Here is a 21,215-nt window from a genome sequence, read left to right as displayed (position 1 = left end):
GCGCTCTCAGAGAATGAAGCCGGCGACGAGGCCGATCAGGGCGAGGGACTCGGTGAATGCGATGCCGAGGAACATGGTGGTACGGAGCTGACCGGCCAGCTCGGGCTGACGAGCGGTTGCTTCCATGTTCTTGGCGACGACGAGGCCGAGGCCGATGCCGCCGCCGATGGCTGCGAGGCCGTAGCCGATGGCGCCGTATCCGCTTGCGGTGATTTCCTGCGCCTGGGCCAGAACTTCAAGGCTCATTGGGTTTTCCGTTCCCTTTCTTCGGTCCACATCCGGGTGTCGGAGGTGGCGGTGTAGCTGGTTCGGTCAGTTGGTCGGTCAGTGCGAGTCGGCGTGCAGCGACAGATCGATGTAGATCGCCGTGAGCAGCGCGAAGATGTAGGCCTGGAGGAAGATCACCAGCATCTCGAACATCGTGAACAGGAAGCCCATGATGAGCGAGGGTGCTGCGAAGATCTTCAGCCCGGCCGACGCCTCGAAGAGGAAGAACTGGGTCGCGCTGAAGAACAGCACGAGCATGATGTGGCCGGCCAGCATGTTGGCGAGCAGACGCACCGTCAGTGTGAACGGACGGAGTACGAAGTTCGAGACGAACTCCAGCGGGATCAGCAGCACGTGCATCGCCGGCGGAATGCCCGGGATGACGATGGTGCCCTTGACGAACTTCCCGACACCGAACTTCTTGACACCTGCGTAGATGAACGCGACGTACGCGACCGCAGCGAGCACGATCGGTAGACCGATGCGGGCATTCGACGAGATGTTCAGAAACGGAATGACGGCGCTCGCGTTCACCGCGAACACCGTGAAGAAGATGGTCATGATGACGGGCAGGAATCGACGACCCTGTTCTTTACCGAGCACATCTTCTGCGACGTGGATCCGAACGAAATCGAGAGCGATCTCGCCGACGTTCTGAAGACCACGCGGAACGATCTTCGGGCTGCGGAGGGCAACCACCATGAAGATGATCAGAATCGCCGACATCAGGATGCGGATGAGCATCAGCCTGTCGAGCTCGAACGGGGTCCCCTCGAACAGCACCGCGGGAGGAAAGAAATCGGATAGTGACGGCGGACTGTATTCCGCAGCCAGGGTGGTGACGCTCAGCGGTCTCTCCCGTGTTCGGGCCGCAGCCGGGTAACGACTGCGGTTCGATCGGACAATGACGATCTATCAAGTCGACGAAAATCGGCTCGCAATCGTCAGAGGCTGAGGCCCGGTCTTCATCGGCCAAGCGTCTGTCGGGTGTCGGCGACTCACGTCGACTCGGCAACTCTCAGGGCGGAACCTTACGTTGCCGAAGTCGTTGACTCCGGGCCTACTGTAAGGAAGCTCACGCTGACTGCTACCTGCGGGGGTCCAGTCCGGGGAAAAAGTCTCTTTCGTCCCAGTCTTGCCCACCGCTTGATGCAAACTTTATCAACAGAACTACGACGTTGTGTAGGCGGCCCTCAGCTTAACCGATTACGACAGCCTGTCGTACTACCGATCGTCGGTCTTGTCCTCGGTGGGAACGCTGTCCACGTAGGCGACTTTCGTCTTGACGACCCCGAAGACCTCCGCACCGAGCACGACCACGAGCGCTCCCAGAATCGTCAGCCCCAACGAGTACCGGTTGTAGAAGTCGGCGTCCTTGAGTGCGACAAGCACGATCAGCGCGATCACCATCTTCACCAACCAACCGCCGAGAAGCAGTGCTCCGACTGCCGAGGCCGGAAAACGCGTGGTGAGCGCCACCGACAACGCCGTCGTGATGACGAAGCCTCCGCCGATGGCAACACCGATGAGGGATCCCCACAGACCAGGCGTTCCGGCCGCCGCGACGGCGATTCCGACGCTCACCACCGTGAGCACCACCAGTCCGATGAGTCCGTATCGAACCGCGGCGCGAAGCGGGGCGAATTGGTCGGGCATGGACTGCGGAGTGAAGGTCACAGTTGTCGAGGGTACCCAGCACGCGTCCGCGAACAGCCGACGGGATCAGCCGCCCCGTCGAGCGCTTCGCGGTTCCGAGCCCTGCGATCGGTCCACCCGCAGCGTCGGCACAGCAGTGACGACCAGCGCGAACACCAGACCTGCGGCAACCAGAAGCACCACTATTCGGCGGTCCAGCAGAGACGACCCGACCGCCCCGAAGGCGAGGACACCGACCCACAGGTAGATCACCAGCACCACCCGGCGATGCGAATGTCCGATCTGCAGCAACCGATGATGCAGGTGCATCTTGTCGGGGCTGAAAGGACTCCGTCCGGCCCGGGTCCGGCGAATGACAGCCAGCAGCAGGTCGAGGATCGGAATGAGCATCACGGCTCCGACCAGCAGAAGCGGCGACAGCAGACCCAGCAGATCGCGTGGGCCGTACGCCGTCAACGGGATCCGCCCGGAGGCGCTGGTCGAGATGGTGGCAAGCGTCAGACCGATGAGCATCGATCCCGAATCGCCCATGAAGATGCGAGCGGGCTGAAAGTTGTGCGGCAGAAACCCCAGGCACGCGCCTGCCAATGCCGCCGCGATCAGCGCCGGTGGGTAGACACCGACGTCGCCGCCCTGCTCCTGCAGCAACCCCACCGAGAAGATGCAGATCGCCACCGAGGAGATGAGCCCCAGACCGGCCGCCAGCCCGTCGAGTCCGTCGACGAAGTTCATCGCATTGACGATCACGACGGTGATCAGAACGGTCACCAGTCCGGCTTGCAGTTGGTCGAGCACCAGGGTGCTGCCGGGTTGACCGGGCTCGCCTCCCCACGGCTGGTACAGCACGACCCAGCTCACGCCCATGATGACGAGGACCCCGGCCGCCGTCACCTGGCCGACGAACTTGGTCAGGGCATCCAGACCCCATCGGTCGTCGATGACGCCGACCAGCACGATCACGAAGCCGGCAACCAGTGCGGCCGGAATGTCGCGGTTGTAGGCGACGTCGAATCCGCGAGCCAGTGCAGGCAGCTGTGACGCGAAGAGCAACGCAGCCAGCATCCCCACGTAGATGCCCACTCCCCCGAGCCTCGGGGTGGCCTGCACGTGGACGTCACGATCACGAGGAACCGCGACGGCACCGAACTTGACGGCCGCCACACGAACACCGCCGGTGGCGAAGAACGTGACCACCGCTGCGGTGAGGAACACCAGGAGCAGTTCGCGAATCGGTACGCCTGCACCCAGATTCGACTGAGCGAGCACGTCGACACTTTCGTCAAGGATGCCTCCCCGAGTGACGCTCATGCGCGGAGGCGTGCGGGATGGACAGCCATGTCAGGACGCTCCCGGGACCAGGCTTTCGGCGGTGACACCGAGAACCTCGGCAATCTTCTCGGTGGGAATGGCACCGACCCGCAGAATTCGTGCTCGATCACTGGTCAGATCGATGATGGTCGACGCCACCGCGTGGTCGGCCGGTCCCCCGTCCAGGTACACCGCGGCCGAGCCGCCGAGTTGATCCCGAGCCTCCGTCACGGTGGTGGCGGGTGGACTGCCGGAGATGTTGGCGCTGGACACTGCGAGGGGGCCGACCTCGCGCAACAGCTCTAGCGCAACCGGGTGCAGCGGCATCCGCAGCATGACGGTGCCCTGGGCGTCGCCCAGATCCCAGGCCAAGGACGGAGCCTGCTGCACGACGATGCTCAGCGCACCGGGCCAGAAGGCGCGAATCAAATCTCGGGTGCGTGGCCGGACACTCTGAACCAGGCCGTCGATGGTGTTCCAGGAACCGACGAGCACGGGAACCGGCATATCGCGGCCCCTGCCCTTGGCGCGCAGCAGATCCGTGACAGCGCTGCCGTCGAATGCATCGGCTGCGATTCCGTACAGGGTGTCGGTAGGCATGACGACCAGTCGGCCGGATTTGAGGGCACCGCGGGCAGCGGTCAATCCAGCAGTGCGCGCGTCGGCTTCACGGCAGTCGTAGACGGTACTCACGGCACCTATCCTTCCACCTTCGATAACGAAGTGATGTCAGGTGTCGCCCGCCTGCCGTTCCCGTCGTCAGGCCTGGGCCGGGTGCGCCCGTGCGGCGACGACGAACCGGGGCCTACCCGCCAGATCCGGATGCGCGGTGACCTCGGTGAACACTCGTCGCCGAGACAGCAGCGCCGCCACCTCGCCGCCATTGGAGTCGTCGTGTTCGATAGCGACGCCGCCGCCGATCCGAAGCCAGCGGGCGATGTTGCCGATCATCGGTTCGATGACGGACAGTCCGTCCGAACCGCCGAACAGCGCCATGTGCGGATCGTGATCGATCACTTCGGGATCGAGGTCTGCCCCCTCCGGGATATAGGGCGGGTTTGCGACGATCATGTCGACAGCGCCGTCGAGTTCGGTCAACAGATCTCGTGCCGTGACGTCGCCGTGGTGCAGCGTGATCGGGGTATCGCCGTGGCCGCTGCACAGGTCGGCATTGCGCCGGGCCCATGCCAACGCCGACGGGTCGAGCTCGACGGCATGGACGACGGCATCGGGCCGGGCGTTGGCGATCGACAGTGCCAGTGCCCCCGAGCCCGTGCACAGATCGAGAATCACCGGCGGGTGGTGGTCGACGTTTTCGAGAAACGCGAGTGCCCAGGCCAACAACAGTTCGGTTTCCGGCCGGGGTACGAACACGCCCGGCCCTACTTCGACGTCGATGTTGCCCAGCGAGGTAGTTCCCGTGATGTATTGCAGCGGAATACGTTTCGCGCGCTGCTCGACGGTTCGGAAGTACGCCTCGACGACCTCGGGTTCGACGAGAGGAACCAGACCGAGACGGCCGCGGTCCACGCCGACGAGGTGTGCGGCGAGCAGCTCCGCATCGACCCGTGGGCTCGGCACACCGGCAGCGTCGAGCATCGACGTTGCTTCGAGGATGGCCAGGCGTAACGGCTTGCGGCTCATTCGAACAGCCTGCCACGAGGCACCGACAACCCGATCACACGCGTCCCAGCAACTCCGACTTCTTGGCGTGGAACTCGTCGTCGGTGAGGAAGCCCTTCGCGTGCAGACCCGCGAGAGCCTCGATCGCAGCCGTGATGTCGGAGATGTCCACACCTGACGGGATGCCCTGAGGCGAATGGTTCGAGGACTGCGAAGACTGGTGCGACGAGGACGGTTGCGCGTAGGTCTGCGGAGCGGGTTGCGGCGTCGACTGGTTCTGCGAGTTCGTCCCGCCCGACTGCTGATCGACTCGAGGCAGGCTGCCAGCAGTGAACGTGCCGTACTGGCTGGTGAACTCCAGCGAGCCCGGTCCACCGCCCTGCTGTTGCTGGACTCCGCCGATGGAGTGATCGAGAGTGTCGTACACGGCCAGTTCGCCGCCGACCAACACCGCGAGGCGTCGAGATCCCGGGAACACTGCGTACTGCGAGCCGTTCTGGCCACCGCTCGAGCTCGGCGCACCGAGGTCCGACGGCCACCACGAGCCGCCGCCGAACGAGTTGCCACCGAACGAGCTGCTGCCGGTCCCCCTGGGCGGGTACACCTGATGCTGCGACAGCACCGCCGACAGGTCTCGGCAGAGGCCGTCGACCCGGCTCTTGAGTCCGTGGTCGAACATGTTGCCCACCATGGTCATTCCGCCGCGCATCCACTGCCCACTGCCGCCGAGCTCGGGGATGTTGAACTGAGCCATGCTGCCGCGGCCGTTGTTGACGGCGTCGAGCATCGTGCGGACGGCATCGGTCGAGATGCCGTAGCGCGAGGACAGCTCGGACACGGCGTTCTCGCCTGCGGGGGTCAGGGCCTGGTTCATGTCTGGTGTGCCTCTCGGGCGCTGTTGCGGGGTCGAACCTGGCCGCCAGGGTATCGCACCTTTCGGTGCAGCAGCCCGGCGAAATCTGTAAAGCTATGTGCCGCAGCTACTCTGCTTGCATGCGCGCGTCGCGGTCCGCCTTGGCCAGCGCGTCGAGCAACGCATCCATCTCGCCGTCCAGAAGTGAGTCGAGGTTGTGTGCCTTGAAGCCGATCCGGTGGTCCGTGATGCGGTTCTCGGGGAAGTTGTAGGTTCTGATCCGCTCCGAGCGGTCGACGGTGCGCACCTGGCTGGCCCTGCCTGCCGATGCTTCTTCGTCGGCCGCTTCTTCTGCGGCTGCCTGCAGGCGAGCTGCAAGTACCTGCATCGCGCGTGCCTTGTTCTGCAGCTGAGACCGCTCGTTCTGACAGGTCACCACGATGCCGGTCGGCAGGTGCGTGATTCGGACTGCGGAGTCGGTGGTGTTGACGCCCTGGCCACCTTTGCCGGACGAGCGGTAGACGTCGATGCGCAGATCGGTCTCGTCGATCTGAACCTCTTCCACCTCATCGGGTTCGGGGTACACCAGGATGCCGGCCGCGGACGTGTGCACGCGCCCCTGCGATTCGGTCACCGGTACCCGTTGCACGCGGTGGACGCCGCCCTCGAACTTCAGCCGGGCCCAGACGCCGTCGAGGGGATCCCTGGTCTTGATCGACAGCGTCGCGTCCTTGTATCCGCCCAGATCCGAGACGTTCGCGTCGAGCACCTCGACCCGCCACCCGCGGCGTTCGGCGTAGCGCACGTACATCCGCGCGAGATCGGCCGCGAAGAGCGCCGATTCCTCGCCGCCCTCCCCCGACTTGACCTCCATCACGATGTCGTCGCCGTCGTGCGGGTCGCGTGGTGCGAGCAGGTCGGTGAGGGTCTGCTCGAGGTGCAACACGGTCGCCTCCAGCTCGGGAATCTCGGACGCGAACGAGGAATCGTCGGCGGCGAGCTCACGCGCGGCTTCGAGGTCGTCCTGCGCGGAGGTCAGCTTGGTGTGCGCGGACATGATGGGGGCCAGTTCGGCGAACCTCTTGCCTGCTCTGCGGGCCGCGGACGGGTCGTTGTGCAGAGCTGGGTCGGCGAGTTGCTGCTCGAGTCCGGAGTGTTCGGCGAGGATGTCGTCGATGGCCGAAGGCTTGTCTGTTCTCGCCATGTTGATGACTCACTCTCGAACGCCGGTGCAACTGAATGTGGACACAAAAAAGCCGACGCCCGTCCTGTGATGCACAGGACGGGCGTCGGCGAAACAGCTAGCTGTCTGCGTCGGCCTTCTTGCCGGCGCGCTTGCCGTAGCGAGCCTCGAAGCGAGCGACGCGACCGCCGGTGTCGAGAATCTTCTGCTTGCCGGTGTAGAAGGGGTGGCACTGCGAGCAGACCTCGACGCTGATGCGCTCTTTGTCGGTGGTGCTTCGGGTCTCGAAAGTATTGCCGCAACCACAGACGACTGTCGTCAGTGTGTAGTCGGGGTGAATTCCTGCCTTCATGGTGTCCTTACCGTTCTCTCTAGTGGTCGCCGGGTCGTCTTCGCCGATCGAAGACGTGAACCGGAACCGGACTCGGCCGTTGATTATGCCAGAGCGTGCATCTGACCTGCTAATCGCCGGTACTTCTGTGCCGACAGATGCTTACAACGCGCGCACCTGTCGGCTTGTTCCCCGGACGAAAGATCCGGGAAACAATTGTCAGTCGTTCGCCCCGCCCGGCGCAGTCTTGGAGACTTCCATCAGGAACTCGAGGTTGTTCTTGCTCTTCTTCAGACGGTCGACCAGCAGGTCGATGGCCTGGTGCGAGTCCAGTCCGGACAGCACGCGCCGCAACTTGTGTACGACGGCGGCCTCGTCGGGAGCAAGGAGCAACTCGTCGTGGCGGGTGCTCGACGGGTTGATGTCCACTGCCGGGAACACGCGGCGTTCGGCGATCTTGCGATCGAGCTTGAGCTCGGCGTTGCCGGTGCCCTTGAACTCCTCGAAGATCACGGTGTCACCGGTGGATCCGGTCTCGACCATGGCCGTGGCGATGATCGTCAACGAACCACCGTGTTCGATGTTGCGAGCCGCGCCGAGGAACCGCTTCGGCGGGTACAGAGCGGTCGAGTCGACACCACCGGACAGGATTCGGCCCGATGCAGGCGAGCTGTTGTTGTACGCACGTCCCAAACGGGTGATCGAGTCGAGCAGAACCACCACGTCCTGGCCGGCTTCGACCAGACGCTTGGCCCGTTCGATCGCCAGCTCGGCCACCGCGGTGTGGTCGCCCGGCGGCCGGTCGAACGTCGACGCGATGACCTCGCCCTTGACGGAGCGCTGCATGTCCGTCACTTCCTCGGGACGCTCGTCGACGAGGATGACCATCAGGTAGCACTCGGGATTGTTGATGGCGATCGCGTTGGCGATGGCCTGCAGGACGCTCGTTTTGCCTGCCTTGGGCGGGCTGACGATGAGTGCGCGCTGACCCTTGCCGATCGGCATCACCAGGTCGATGATGCGCGTGGTCAGGATGTTCTGCTGAGTCTCGAGACGCAACCGTTGATTGGGGTACAGCGGGGTGAGCTTGCCGAACTCCGGACGCTTGCGCGCGGCCTCGACCTCTCCCCCGTTGACGGTGTCCAGACGCACGAGCGGGTTGAACTTCTGCCGCTGGCTGGACTGCTCGCCCTCGCGTGCCACCCGAACCGCACCGGTCACCGCGTCGCCGCGGCGAAGGCCGTTCTTGCGAACCAGGTTCATCGACACGTAAACGTCATTGGGTCCGGCGAGGTAGCCGGAGGTACGGACGAACGCGTAGTTGTCGAGAACATCGAGGATGCCGGCTACCGGCTGAAGAACATCGTCCTCGCGAATCTCGGTATCGCGCTCGCGGCCACCGCCACCGTCGTTGCCTTCGCCACGGTCGCGTCCGCGACGGCGCTCACGGAACCGACGTCCCCGACGTCCGCGGCCTTCGCCGTCGTCGTCCTGGTTGTTGTCGCGGTTGTCGCGCGGACCGTTGTTGCGATCCTCGTTGCGGTTGTCGTTGCGACCGTCGCCCTGGTTGCGATTGCGTCCGCCCTGGTTACGACCGCCACCGTCGCGGTTGTCGCGGTCACCCTGATTGCGGTTTCCGTTGTCACGGTTGCCGTTCTCGCGGTTGGAGCCGTCCCGGTCGCCTTGATTGCGGCTTCCGGAGTCGCGGTTCGCGTTGTCGCGGTTGCCGTCGGCGTCACGGGGTTCGCGTTCCGACCCGTCCTGGCGGTTGCGGTCGCCGCGACTACGGCGTGGGCGCTCGGCGGCGGCGCTGTCGCCGGTCTCGTCCGGCTTCTCCGCCTGCGGCGCGACTGCGGGCGAATCGGTCGCCGCGGGAGCGGATCCGGCCGAATCGTTGCTGTCGTCGAGTGGGAGCTGTTCGGGAGCACCGGCTCGCCGACCTGCGGCACGACGTCCGCGTGTTCGGCGGCCCGTCTCGGGTGCGGCATCGGCAGAATCGCCCGATTGCGTCGCCGGCGCGTCCGAGGACGGCGCTTCTGGAGCCGACTGCTTCGGTGCCGCCTCGGCTGCGGGCCGATCTTCGACGACCGGCGCGGATGCAGCGGCGCGACGCGACTTGGGTGCGTCGGATTTCGGTGCGTCCGTCTTGGCCGGTGCGCTACCCGATTGACGCTCGGAAATCGCAGCGATCAGATCGCCCTTGCGCATCCCGGAAACGCTCTTGATACCGAGTTCACCAGCGAGGCTGCGGAGCTCGGTGAGAACCATTCCGGACAGGCCAGCACGTCGGCGTGACGTTTCGGGCGCAGAGATAAGTTCCGTATCGGTCACGGAGGTCCTTTCCTTCCCTCGCTCGCTCGATGCGCAGCCGAGGGTTCGTTCCGCAGTTCGGCGTTCTGCCGAGCTCGGATATTGCCGTTCATGTTCGACGCACCCCGTCGACGACACCATCGATCCGGACCGCAGAGAACCACGGGAAGGATCGAGTCAGGAGCGTCACATCACTCGGACGTTTGAATCCCCCGAATACAGCGACCTGAATGCCCTGACGAAACCGGCGTCTGAAGCGCACGATGTACGGACAGGGTTCACCATAGCGCCGTTGTCCCCACTCGGCAAGAACCCTACTGCCGCGTTTGTCACGCGACGGTGACTCCGTCGGCCACGTCCAGGTCGAGCACCCGCCACCCCTCGGCCGATGCGGCCTCGCGCAGATCGGCCGGAAACTCCTCGGTGCACAGCGCCATGACCGTCGGTCCCGCACCGGACACCACGGCCGCGATGGACCGCGCGCGCAAGGTGGTTATCCAGCGAGTCGTGTCGGGTAACGCCTGGGCGCGCTGACCTTGATGCAGCAGGTCCTCCGTCGCGGACATCAACAGATCCGGGCGCTCGGTCAGCGCCACGACCGCGAGTGCACTGCGGCTGACGTTGAACGCCGCATCACGGTGGGGCACCAACTCGGGCAACAGTCCCCGCGTGTGCGACGTCGACGAGCGTTCGGACGGTACGAGCACGACGACCTTGATGCTCGGGTGCACCTCCAGCCGCACGGCTGCGTACTTCCGCGCCGTGACACTGGCATTGGGCGGTTCGCTCCACGACACCACCGCACCGCCGAGGCAACTCGCCGACGCATTGTCGGGATGACCCTCGAATTCCGATGACAGCTGGACCAGCTGACCCTCCGACAGCGCGAGCGACCGATCCACTTTCGCGGCCAGTGCGTTGGCGGCAGCAAGGCCCCCGACCACAGCCGACGCCGAGGAACCGAGTCCCCTGGAGTGAGGAATCACGTTGCGGCAGTGGACATCCAGGCCGTCGGCCCACACTCCGGCAGCTTCGAGTCCCCGCTCGATGGCGCGTACGACCAGATGCGTCGGTCCCCACGGCACGTCCGCCGAACCCTCACCGTCGACGTGAATCCGCAGTCCCGACGCGGTGGTCGTGACCTCGATCTCGTCGTACAGCCCCAAAGCGATTCCGAGACTGTCGAATCCGGGTCCGATGTTGGCACTGGACGCCGGGACGCGCGCGGTGACCGTGAGCCCGATGGGGAGTGTCGTCGTCATGGCCGGAGATTCCGTCAACTCAGGCCAGCTCGAGCGCAGCCGCGACAGCGACGGGATCGACCGAAATGGGTTCTACGACAGGCATTCCCGACAGCGCCGTATCGGGATCCTTGAGGCCGTTTCCGGTGACCGTGCACACGACGGTCAGGCCCGGTTCGAGCCAGCCTTCCTTTCGAGCTGCGAGGAGCCCGGCGACACTGGCGGCGGAGGCGGGCTCGACGAACACGCCCTCGGTCTTGGCGATCAGCCGGTACGCCTCGAGGATCTCCTCGTCGGTCGCGGCGCGGAATGCTCCGTTCGATTCTTCCTTGGCGTTGACGGCGCCGTTCCAGGATGCGGGCGAGCCGATCCGGATCGCGGTGGCGATGGTTTCCGGATCCTTCACCGGCTCACCGTGAACCAGCGGAGCAGCGCCCGCGGCCTGGACTCCGAGCATCCGCGGCTTGCGCGTGGTGAGACCGTCACGGAAGTACTCCGAGTAACCGCGCCAGTACGCGGTGATGTTGCCTGCGTTGCCGACCGGCAGTACGTGGATGTCCGGTGCGTCGCCGAGGGCGTCGCAGATCTCGAAGGCCGCGGTCTTCTGGCCTTCGATGCGGACGGGGTTGACGGAGTTGACCAGACCGATGGTCGGGAACTCAGCCGTGGTCTTGCGGGCCAGTTCGAGGCAATCGTCGAAGTTGCCTTGCACCTGAATGATCTTGGCTCCGTGCATGACTGCCTGAGCGAGCTTGCCCATGGCGATCTTGCCCTGCGGAACCAGGACGGCACAGCTCATTCCGGCCTTGGCCGCGTAGGCAGCTGCGGAGGCCGAGGTGTTGCCGGTCGAGGCGCAGAGAACGGCCTCCTGACCTCGGGCGAGCGCGTCGGTGACGGCCATGGTCATCCCGCGGTCCTTGAAGGAGCCGGTGGGGTTGAGTCCCTCGACCTTGAGATGCACTGTGCACCCGGTCAGTTCGGACAGGTGCCCGGCCGGCAACAGCGGGGTGCCGCCCTCGCGCAGCGTGACGGTCTTCCAATCCGGGCCGATCGCCAGACGCGAACGGTATGCCTCGATCAGACCGGGCCAGGGGGTGTGGACGCTCATACGGTGGTGCCTTCCAATCGGAGAACGCTGGCGACGTGAACGACGACGTCGAGCTGCTCGAGGGATGCAACGGTGTCGGACAGTGCGGAGTCGGCCGCGAGGTGCGTGACGACGACGAGCCTGGCTCCGTCACCCGAGCCCTGCTGACGCACCGTGGAGATGCTGACGTCACGCTTGGAGAACTCGGCCGCCACGGTGGCGAGAACGCCGGGCTTGTCGGCCACCTGCATGCTGACGTAGTAGCGAGTGAGGATGTCACCCATGGGGGCCACCTTGAGCTTGGCGTACTTGGATTCGAGTGGGCCCCGTCCGCCGTAGAACTTGTTGCGAGCGGCCATCACCAGGTCGCCGAGTACTGCGGACGCGGTCGGCGCTCCGCCAGCACCCTGGCCGTAGAACATCAGGCGGCCGGCGGCCTCTGCTTCGACGACCACGGCGTTGAACGCACCGTTCACCGACGCCAACGGGTGGTTCAGCGGAACGAGCGCGGGGTAGACCCGAGCAGAGATTCGCTCCTTGCCCTTGGGCGTGACGATCCGCTCGCAGATGGCCAGCAGCTTGATGGTGCAGTCCAGGGATTTCGCGGTTTCGAGATCATCCGAGGTGATCTTGCTGATGCCCTCGCGGTAGACGTCACCGGCAGTGACCCGCGTGTGGAATGCGATGGACGCCAGGATGGCGGCCTTCGATGCAGCGTCGTAGCCTTCGACGTCGGCGGTCGGGTCGGCCTCGGCGTAGCCCAGACGCCCTGCCTCGGCGAGGGTTTCGGCGTAGTCCGCGCCCGTCTCGTCCATGGCCGAGAGGATGAAGTTGGTGGTGCCGTTGACGATGCCGGCAACCTTGTTCACACGGTCACCCGCGAGAGACTGCATCAGCGGGCGGACCACGGGAATGGCTCCGGCCACGGCGGCCTCGAAATACAGGTCGGCACGCGACTTCTCGGCCGCGTCGGCCAGTTCCCCGGTGTACTCGGCCAGCAGAGCCTTGTTCGCCGTGATGACGGACTTGCCCTTCTCCAGGGCAGAGAGCACCAGCTTGCGGGGAATGTCGATGCCGCCGAGAACCTCGACGACGATGTCGACGTCGTCGCGGCCCACGAGCTCGGCCGGATCGTCGGTGAGCAGCTCGGCCGGAACTCCACGATCGCCGTCGACCCGACGCACAGCGATGCCCCGAATCTCCAGTGGCGCACCTACTCTCGCCTCGAAGTCGTCAGCGTTCTCGGTGAGGATTCGAACGACCTCGCTGCCGACGTTTCCGAGTCCGAGTACGGCGACGCCTATCGGCTTCGATGTCATGGCTGAACCTCCAAGCTGAGCAGATCTTCGATGGTTTCCCGCCGCAGGATCAGGCGTGAGTGCCCGTCCTTGACCGCAACCACAGCGGGCCGCGTCAGCAGGTTGTAGCGACTGGACATGGAGTAGCAGTAGGCCCCGGTGGCCGCTACCGCGAGCAGGTCACCCGGCCCGACGTCTGCCGGCATCCATGTGTTCTTGATGACGATGTCGCCGCTCTCGCAATGCTTTCCGACAACCCGAGCCACGACGGCCTCGGCATCGCTCGTGCGCGAGACCAGCCGACAGTCGTATTCGGCCTGATACAGCGAGGTTCGGATGTTGTCGCTCATGCCGCCGTCGACGCTGATGTAGCGCCTACGCGTCGACTTGTCGACGGTGACGTCCTTGATCGTGCCGACCTCGTAGAGCGTGACGGTGCCCGGTCCGGCGATGGCGCGGCCCGGCTCGACGGCAATCGTCGGGACCGGTAGACCCACTGCGGCGGACTCGGTCTCCACGATGGTGGTCAACTTCGCCGCGAGCTGCTCCACCGGCGGCGGATCGTCACTCGGCACGTACGAAATACCCATGCCGCCACCGAGGTCCAGTGTCGAGATCTGCGCGGTCTTGTCGACGCCGAACTCCGAGACTATGTCTCGCAGCAGACCGATGACCTTGTGCGCTGCCAACTCGAAGCCGTCGACCTCGAATATCTGCGAACCGATGTGACTGTGCAGTCCGACGAGGCGAAGGTTGTCGGCAGCGAACACGCGCCGGACGGCGTCGAGCGCAGAGCCGTCGGCGAGCGAGAATCCGAACTTCTGATCCTCGTGCGCGGTGGCGATGAACTCGTGGGTATGCGCCTCGACACCGACGGTGATGCGAATGAGAACGTCCTGCACCACACCGGCCGCACCGGCGACGCCGTCGAGACGGTCGATCTCGATGTTGGAATCGAGTACCACATGTTCGACGCCTGCGCGCACGCCCGCCTCGAGCTCGGCTACCGATTTGTTGTTGCCGTGCATGGCAATTCGGTCGGCCGGGAATCCGGCAGCCAACGCGATGGCCAGCTCGCCGCCGGAGCAGATGTCGAGTGAGAGCCCTTCGTCGGCCACCCAGCGTGCGATCTCGCCGCACAGGAAAGCCTTGGAGGCGTAGTGAACTCGTTCGGGTGCCCCGAATGCGGCGGCCATCTCACGGCAGCGCGAACGGAAGTCGTCCTCGTCGATGACGAACAACGGTGTGCCGTACTGCTCCGCGAGATCGGTGACCGACACTCCGGCGAGGCGGACGGTTCCGTCCTCACCACGCTCGGCGTTGCGGGGCCACACCTGCTCGGGCAGCGTCGTCATCTCCGACGCGTCGGCCGGGCGATGGGACATCGACTGCTTCGCGGGGGCGTCGGCATGCTTGGGTCCTGCCGGATGTGCGCTCACATGCGCTCCGGTGCGCTGACCCCGAGCAGTTCGAGGCCGTTGGCCAGGACCTGCCGGGTCGCGTTACTCAACGCCAGTCGTGCGGTGTTCACAGGTCCGGGCTCCTCGTCTCCTTGTGGAAGTACTCGACACGCACCGTAGAAGCGGTGGTAAGCACCCGCCAGCTCTTCGAGGTAGCGGGCGATCCGGTGTGGTTCGCGTAGTTCGGCAGCGCTGGACACCACGCGCGGGTACTCGCCGATCGTCCTGATCAGCTCGCCTTCCTGCTCGTGGGTGAGCAGGCTCAGATCCGGTTCATCAGCAACGATTCCCAGTTCGGCGGCATTGCGCGCGAGTGAGGCCAGGCGGGCGTGGGCGTACTGGACGTAGTACACCGGGTTCTCGTTGCTGGCGCTCGCCCACAGAGCGAGGTCGATGTCGATGCTGGAGTCGACGGACGACCGGATCATGACGTACCGGGAGGCGTCGACGCCGATGGCTTCGACCAGGTCGTCGAGGGTGATGACGGTTCCGGCACGCTTGCTCATCTTCACGGCCACGCCGTCGCGCACCAGGTTGACCATCTGGCCGATCAGCACCTCGACGGTCGCGGGGTCGTCTCCGAACGCAGCTGCGGCCGCCTTGAGCCGTCCGATGTATCCGTGGTGGTCCGCTCCGAGCATGTAGATGCACAGATCGAAGCCGCGCTGCCGCTTGTTCTGGAAGTAGGCGATGTCGCCGGCGATATAGGCGGCGTTGCCGTCGCTCTTGATGACGACACGATCCTTGTCGTCGCCGTACTCGGTGGACCGTAGCCACCAGGCACCGTCCTCCTCGTAGAGGCTCCCCGAGCTCTTGAGGTACTCGACCGACTTCTCGACCTCACCCGAGTCGAACAGCGAATTCTCGTGGAAGTAGACATCGAAGTCGACACCGAACTCGTGCAGATTGGCCTTGATCCGATCGAACATCAGCTGGGTGCCGATGGCTCGGAACGTCTCTTCCTGGGGTTCGGGGGCCAGCGCGAGCGCTTCCGGCTCCTGCACCAGGACCTGCTCGGCGATCTCGGCGATGTACTCGCCTGCGTAGCCGTTCTCCGGAGCGGGTTCACCCTTGGCCGCGGCGATCAGGGATCGGCTGAAGCGGGCGATCTGTGCGCCGTGATCGTTGAAGTAGTACTCGCGAGTGACCTCCGCACCATGGGCGGTCAGGATGCGACCGAGCGCATCGCCGACGGCTGCCCACCGGGTACCTCCGAGGTGCACCGGACCGGTCGGGTTGGCCGAGACGAACTCGAGATTGACCTTCTTGCCCGTCATCGAGGAACCGCTGCCGAAGGCCGCGCCTTCGGCGAGCACGCGGGCAACGATTTCGCCCTGCGCTGCAGCGGCCAGCCTGATGTTCAGGAATCCGGGGCCTGCGACGTCGGCGTCGGCGATGGCTGCGTCGGCGGCGAGAGCCTCCGCGAGCCAGCCGGCGAAGTCGCGGGGGTTGGCTCCGGCCTTCTTCGCGACCTGGAGTGCCACGTTGGTCGCGTAGTCGCCGTGCTCGGGATTGCGAGGACGCTCGACGGTCAGCTTCGCAGGGAGGACTGATGCATCCAGGCCGCGGTCGGCAAGCACCTTCGCGGCGGTCGCGTGAAGCAGTTCGGCAAGATCGGCGGGAGTCACAGGTAGCTATCCTATTGGCTGGTGCGCGGCGTCCTCGCATCCACTGCCCGTCTGCCGGCGAGCAACCTCGGACTGCGCGGTCCGCGCAGGCTCTGAGCACGCTCTCAGGCAGAGAACGTACAGTGAGGGCGCTCTGCGCTGATGGTCATCGGACGATGCTGTCACCAGCAGATACGCATCACCAGCGCAACCGAACACCACCTTTCCTCGACTGAGAGAGCAACTACAGCGATGCCAACGGGTCCCGACAAAGGCAGTCAGAACAAGTCGGCTGCGAAGGCAGACAAAGCCATCAATGCAGCCAACAAGAAGTCAGCTCGCAAGAAGAAGGGCGGCGTGCCCACCGCGACGGGCAGGCAGATTCCCTGGCTGACAGTTGCCGGTGTCGTTGTCGTCGTCGGTCTCGTTGCGGGCCTCGGGATCAATCTGTATCCGAAGTACCAGGACCGCGCCGAGGCGCAGAAGTTCGCGCCGAGCGAGGCCAATCAGGATCCGTCGACCGGCATCGAGGGTGTCGCGATCCAGGAGTACCCCGCGGCTCTGCACGTCGGGCGCACACAGCGGGTCGCCTACGACCAGTCGCCGCCGTTCGGTGGACCGCACGATGCCGTGTGGGCCACCTGCACGGGAATCGTGTACCCCGAGGCCATTCGTACCGAGAATGCCGTGCACTCGCTCGAGCACGGTGCCGTCTGGGTCACCTACAACCCCGACGATCTGAACGAGGACCAGGTCCAGTCGCTGGCCGATCGCGTCGACGGTGAAACGCAGATGATGATGTCGCCGTACCCCGGCCTCGATTCCCCGGTCTCGCTGCAGTCCTGGGGCCACCAGCTCAAGTTGGACAGTGTGGACGACGAACGCATCGGCCAGTTCATCTCCGCCCTGCGCCTCAACCGTTTCGCCTACCCCGAGGTCGGGGCCAGCTGCGCATCGGTGCCTGGAACCGGTGACAACGCATTCGATCCGGACAACCCGCCCCTGTTCGACGCCTCTGCACCCGGCGCGGACGCGGTACCGATGGACGGTGCAGGCATCACCCCCGACGCAAGCGAGACCGGCGGGACCGGCGGAGTTCAGCTGCCGAGCGATCTTCAGGTCCCCACCAACTGATGACCGAGCCGACGACAACCGACAGCGCGGACGCCACCGCGTCCGCCACCAAGCCGAGCCAGCGCACCGCGCTGGTTGCGCTGGCGCTGATCGCCGTGTTGGCGATCGGTTTCGCGCTGGGCTTTCTGGTGCAGAGTCCGTTCCGGGACGACGACACCGCACCCGCTGCGGATTCGGTGGACGTCGGCTTCGCGCAGGACATGACCGTGCACCACAACCAGGCGATCGAGATGGCGGCGGTGGCGTTGACCAACGCGCCGGATCAGGCCGTCAAGAGCCTGGCGTTCGACATGCTCACCTCGCAGCAGAACCAGGTGGGACAGATGCAGGGCTGGTTGGCCCTGTGGGACCGAGCGCCGATCTCGACCGACGGCTACATGACCTGGATGGCCGAGGACGACTCTCACGCTCACTCGATGGGCGGGATGTCCATGGATCCCGGATCCTCGGATCCCACCAGGGCCATGCCCGGCATGGCCAGTTCCGCTGAACTCGCCGCGCTTCGCCAAGCCACCGGCTCGGACGTCGACGTGATGTTCCTGCAACTCATGCTGCGCCACCACGAAGGCGGCCTGGCGATGATGGAGTACGCGCAGACTCACGCGCAGTCGCCGGCGGTGATCAATCTGGCGAACTCCATGGTCGCCACCCAGACCAGCGAGTCGACGCTGATGAAGCAAATGCTCGCCGAGAAGGGTGCGCAGCCGCTGCCCGAGGGGTGATTTCGGCTCGGGCAGCGGATGCGCTAGTCTTTCGTACAGCCCAACAGGCACACCGGTTCGTCCGGTGCGCCCCCGTAGCTCAGGGGATAGAGCGTTCGCCTCCGGAGCGAAAGGCCGCAGGTTCGAATCCTGCCGGGGGCACACATCTTTCACGCACGTCATCGTCGTACGGTGGCTGCTCGAACGAGACGGTGGACTTCGATGTCCGAGAATCTCCCCCGAGTCGAGACCGTCGTCGACGACCTGTACTCACTCCCTCCCGCTGATTTCGTCTCGCATCGTGCGGCATACGTCACCCGGTTCAAGAAAGCCGGCGACAAATCCGGTGCCACCCGAATCGCTGCCCTGCGCAAACCCACGGTCGTGGCGTGGTTGGTGAACACCCTGGCTCGCCGAGACGAATCGGCTCTGGCGGAACTGTTCGATCTGGGTGAGCAACTCGAACGAGCCCAGCAGCGCGGCGACGGCCCCCGACTGCGTGAATTGTCCACTGCCCGAAGCACTTCGATACGCGCCCTGACCGATCGAGCAGTCTCGCTTGGACGTCACCTCGGGGCGACCGTCGGCGACAACGCTGCCCGCGAGGTCTCCAACACCCTGAGCGCGGCGATGGCCGACGCCGAGATACGCGACCGCGTCCGCACGGGCAGAACCGTGGTGGCCGAAACGTACAGCGGCTTCGGGCCTGCGCTGCTCTCGATCGTTCCGGACTCTCCCGACGATGACGCCGACGATGACAACCCGGTTTCTCCCGAGGTCGAGGACGACCGGGAGAAAACCGACGAAGCCGAACGGAACCGACTGCTCGCCGAACTCGAGTCGGCCGAATCCGATCTCGATACCGCGCGAACCGAAGTCGACGAAGCCCAAGCGGACACCGAACGAAAAGCGTCCGAACTGCGCAGCGCTGCAGAAGAAGTCGAGCGAATCGAGACCGAGCTGAAGGCTGCCGGAGCCCGCGCGCAGGCTGCGCGAGAAGCACACGAGGCCAGTGTCGAACAGGCGGAGTCGACGGCGGCGGCACTCGAGGCGGCCCGTATCCGCGTGGCCGAAGCCCGGTCGGCCCTCGACTCCCTGACCTGACCTACCCTGGCGGGGTGACCACACGCTGGCAAGCAGAGAACTCCGCAGACGATTCCGCGCGGTACATCGAGCGATTCGACCGCCTGGCCGAACGCGGCGTGGATCTGCACGGCGAGGCCCGCATGGTCGACGCGGTGGCCTCGCCCGCGTCGAGCATTCTCGATGCCGGATGCGGGACCGGCCGCCTCGGTGTCGAGTTGGCCCGACGCGGACATCGTGTGACCGCAGTGGATCTCGATCCCGTTCTGGCCGAGGCCGCGCGAGCGCATCCCGAACTCGACGTCCACGTCGCCGATCTGACGACGCTCGATCTGGGCCGGACGTTCGACGCGGCCGTGGCAGCGGGCAACGTACTCGTCTTCATGAAGCCCGGTACCGAACGCACTGCGCTCCAACGCATCTGGGCACACCTGACCGAAGGCGGAGTGTTCGTCACCGGATTCGCCACCGATCGGGAGTACACCGTGGACATGCTCGACGAGGATCTGGCGGCGGTCGGCTTCGTCCTCGAGCACCGATTCTCGACGTGGGATCTGCGGCCGTGGCGCACCGACGCGGACTGGGCGGTCACCGTGGCACGAAAGCCGGCCCTGCTGGTCTGACACGGCATCGATCGAGCGACGGGATTCGATACCGAGGGTTGATTCGGACGCCTACGGGAAGACTGTGCGTCATGAAGGAACACATGGCGAAGCTGCGGGAGTCGTTCTGGTTCATTCCCGCTGTCCTCGGGGTTGTCGCACTCGTCCTCGCGCAGGCTCTGGTGAGTCTCGATCGCTATCTGCTCGATACCCGGGTCGATCTGACGGGCTCGTTGCTCTACCACGTGGGTGCCAGTGGCAGCCGAGACATCCTCGGTGCCATCGGCGGGTCCATGCTCGGCGTGGCTGCGACGTCGTTCTCCATCACCATCTCCGTCCTCGCCACCGCCAGTTCCTCGTACGGCCCCCGCCTGGTGCGCAACTTCATGGCCGATCGCGGCAATCAGGTGGTGCTCGGCATCTTCGGTGCCACGTTCCTGTACTCGCTGATGGTGCTGCGGTCGATTCGCTCGATCGAATCCGACGGCTCGGTCTTCGTGCCGGATATCGCCGTCAACGTTGCCGTCGCACTCGCGGTGGTCGACGTGGGTGTGCTCGTCTACTTCATTCATCACATCGCACAGTCGATCCAGGTGGCGACGCTGTCCGGCCGCGTCCGAGACGAACTGTCGGCGTCCGTCGACGCGCTCTACCCGCCCGAGCAGCCCGCCGATGCGGCGTCGGCAGAGGGCATCGTCAAGCCGCCCGTCTACACGACGGTGCTGGCCGAGGAGTCCGGGGTGATCATCGACATCGACGAAGACGCAGTGCTGAACATCGCTGGCGACACCGACACCGACACCGTGATCGATGTTCATCGAGTGCCCGGTGAACACGTCGTTGCCGGTGAACCGCTCGCCGATGTTCTGGCCGATCGATCGGCGAACATCTCAGCCGACGCGGTCGGACGGGTTCGAGGGTCGTTCACCATCGGCACCAGTCGAACACCGCGGCACGACATCGCTTTCGCCGTCGAGCAGATGACCGAAATGGCTGTGCGTGCCCTGTCGACGGGCGTCAACGACCCGTACACGGCACGCAACGCCATCGACGATCTCACGGTCGGACTGGTCGCGGTCGTCCAGCGTCCCAGGCCCTCCCGTGCTCGGTGCGGCTCCGACGGCACCGTGCGGGTGATCACCCGCCGCGTCGCGGTTCCGTCACTGATCGACCATGCCCTCGATGCGGTGCGGATCTACGGCACCGGCAGCCCCATGGTGGTGCAGGCCGGAATTCGCCTCGCCGAGCGAGTGGGTCGTGCGGCACACGATTCCGAGAACGTCGACGCCGTACTGACTCAACTGGATTTGCTGGACCGCGCGTTGGCCTCCGGCGACACCGATACCGCCCGCACAGCCGAAGCCCGCGAGCAGATCTCGCTTGCCCGCGCCGCGATCACGGATCGGGTTCCGCTCGCAGTACCTCGCGTCGTCATTCGGTAGACGCCGCAACCGGACACCGTGGGAGGATG

The 21,215-nt window shown here is 65.3% G+C and carries 20 protein-coding genes and 1 tRNA gene; 6 read left to right on the top strand and 15 right to left on the bottom strand.

Annotation, left to right across the window (positions count from 1 at the left end):
• Positions 1-6: 6 nt before the first annotated feature.
• The 15 genes from QM590_RS15820 to argS form a co-directional block, all read right to left on the bottom strand.
• Positions 7-246, bottom strand: coding sequence for an ATP synthase F0 subunit C (locus tag QM590_RS15820; protein ID WP_008715092.1), 240 nt, complete (start codon positions 244-246; stop codon positions 7-9).
• 78 nt (positions 247-324) lie between these two features.
• Complete coding sequence (gene atpB, locus QM590_RS15815; protein WP_094632788.1) at positions 325-1,101, bottom strand: F0F1 ATP synthase subunit A; 777 nt, start codon at positions 1,099-1,101, stop codon at positions 325-327.
• A 390-nt stretch (positions 1,102-1,491) separates the two neighbouring features.
• A complete protein-coding gene (locus tag QM590_RS15810; RefSeq protein ID WP_188078865.1) occupies positions 1,492-1,923 on the bottom strand; it encodes a Cg1360 family ATP-synthase-associated protein in 432 nt (143 codons plus the stop codon).
• A gap of 66 nt (positions 1,924-1,989) precedes the next feature.
• On the bottom strand, positions 1,990-3,231 hold the full coding sequence (locus QM590_RS15805; protein WP_269595648.1) for a glycosyltransferase family 4 protein: 1,242 nt from the start codon (positions 3,229-3,231) through the stop codon (positions 1,990-1,992).
• 30 nt (positions 3,232-3,261) lie between these two features.
• Positions 3,262-3,924 carry an L-threonylcarbamoyladenylate synthase gene (locus QM590_RS15800; protein WP_068048275.1) on the bottom strand — a complete coding sequence of 221 codons (663 nt, stop codon included), beginning with the start codon at positions 3,922-3,924 and terminating at the stop codon, positions 3,262-3,264.
• 66 nt (positions 3,925-3,990) lie between these two features.
• Positions 3,991-4,875: a peptide chain release factor N(5)-glutamine methyltransferase gene (gene prmC / locus QM590_RS15795; protein WP_269595647.1), complete on the bottom strand. Its 885-nt coding sequence runs from the start codon at positions 4,873-4,875 to the stop codon at positions 3,991-3,993.
• 34 nt (positions 4,876-4,909) lie between these two features.
• Complete coding sequence (locus tag QM590_RS15790; protein ID WP_269595646.1) at positions 4,910-5,728, bottom strand: SHOCT domain-containing protein; 819 nt, start codon at positions 5,726-5,728, stop codon at positions 4,910-4,912.
• A 106-nt stretch (positions 5,729-5,834) separates the two neighbouring features.
• Complete coding sequence (prfA, locus tag QM590_RS15785; protein WP_068048269.1) at positions 5,835-6,911, bottom strand: peptide chain release factor 1; 1,077 nt, start codon at positions 6,909-6,911, stop codon at positions 5,835-5,837.
• Positions 6,912-7,008: 97 nt separating this feature from the next.
• Complete coding sequence (gene rpmE / locus QM590_RS15780; protein WP_008715081.1) at positions 7,009-7,242, bottom strand: 50S ribosomal protein L31; 234 nt, start codon at positions 7,240-7,242, stop codon at positions 7,009-7,011.
• A gap of 198 nt (positions 7,243-7,440) precedes the next feature.
• Positions 7,441-9,552, bottom strand: a complete 2,112-nt coding sequence (gene rho, locus QM590_RS15775; protein ID WP_269595645.1) for a transcription termination factor Rho — start codon at positions 9,550-9,552, stop codon at positions 7,441-7,443.
• Between the two features lie 308 nt (positions 9,553-9,860).
• A complete protein-coding gene (gene thrB / locus QM590_RS15770) occupies positions 9,861-10,793 on the bottom strand; it encodes a homoserine kinase (RefSeq protein WP_068048282.1) in 933 nt (310 codons plus the stop codon).
• Positions 10,794-10,812: 19 nt separating this feature from the next.
• Positions 10,813-11,880 (bottom strand): threonine synthase, encoded by a 1,068-nt coding sequence (thrC, locus tag QM590_RS15765; protein WP_269595644.1) that lies wholly within the window; start codon positions 11,878-11,880, stop codon positions 10,813-10,815.
• Complete coding sequence (locus QM590_RS15760; protein ID WP_094669089.1) at positions 11,877-13,178, bottom strand: homoserine dehydrogenase; 1,302 nt, start codon at positions 13,176-13,178, stop codon at positions 11,877-11,879. Before QM590_RS15760 ends, thrC begins: the two co-directional genes overlap by 4 nt.
• A complete protein-coding gene (lysA, locus tag QM590_RS15755; protein ID WP_269595643.1) occupies positions 13,175-14,596 on the bottom strand; it encodes a diaminopimelate decarboxylase in 1,422 nt (473 codons plus the stop codon). The genes QM590_RS15760 and lysA overlap by 4 nt, the downstream gene beginning before the upstream one ends.
• Positions 14,593-16,245, bottom strand: a complete 1,653-nt coding sequence (gene argS / locus QM590_RS15750; protein WP_269595642.1) for an arginine--tRNA ligase — start codon at positions 16,243-16,245, stop codon at positions 14,593-14,595. The genes lysA and argS overlap by 4 nt, the downstream gene beginning before the upstream one ends.
• 231 nt (positions 16,246-16,476) lie before the next feature.
• On the opposite strand from argS, the gene QM590_RS15745 reads away from it, so the two are divergent.
• The 6 genes from QM590_RS15745 (at position 16,477) to QM590_RS15720 (ending at position 21,186) form a co-directional block, all read left to right on the top strand.
• Positions 16,477-17,358 carry a thioredoxin-like domain-containing protein gene (locus tag QM590_RS15745; RefSeq protein ID WP_068048298.1) on the top strand — a complete coding sequence of 294 codons (882 nt, stop codon included), beginning with the start codon at positions 16,477-16,479 and terminating at the stop codon, positions 17,356-17,358.
• Positions 17,358-18,080: a DUF305 domain-containing protein gene (locus QM590_RS15740; protein WP_269595641.1), complete on the top strand. Its 723-nt coding sequence runs from the start codon at positions 17,358-17,360 to the stop codon at positions 18,078-18,080. Before QM590_RS15745 ends, QM590_RS15740 begins: the two co-directional genes overlap by 1 nt.
• Before the next feature lie 68 nt (positions 18,081-18,148).
• A tRNA-Arg gene (locus tag QM590_RS15735) sits at positions 18,149-18,221 on the top strand.
• A gap of 60 nt (positions 18,222-18,281) precedes the next feature.
• Complete coding sequence (locus tag QM590_RS15730) at positions 18,282-19,163, top strand: hypothetical protein (RefSeq protein ID WP_269595640.1); 882 nt, start codon at positions 18,282-18,284, stop codon at positions 19,161-19,163.
• 14 nt (positions 19,164-19,177) lie between these two features.
• Positions 19,178-19,765, top strand: coding sequence for a class I SAM-dependent DNA methyltransferase (locus tag QM590_RS15725; RefSeq protein ID WP_269595639.1), 588 nt, complete (start codon positions 19,178-19,180; stop codon positions 19,763-19,765).
• A gap of 71 nt (positions 19,766-19,836) precedes the next feature.
• Entirely contained in the window at positions 19,837-21,186 is a 1,350-nt protein-coding gene (locus tag QM590_RS15720; RefSeq protein WP_269595638.1) for a DUF2254 domain-containing protein, read from the top strand.
• Positions 21,187-21,215 lie beyond the last annotated feature (29 nt).

Origin of the sequence: Rhodococcus sp. IEGM 1372, assembly GCF_030056835.1 — a bacterium.
Lineage (GTDB): Bacteria > Actinomycetota > Actinomycetes > Mycobacteriales > Mycobacteriaceae > Rhodococcoides.
Note: the sequence above shows the minus strand (reverse complement) of the source record. Positions and strands in the feature narration are given on the sequence as shown.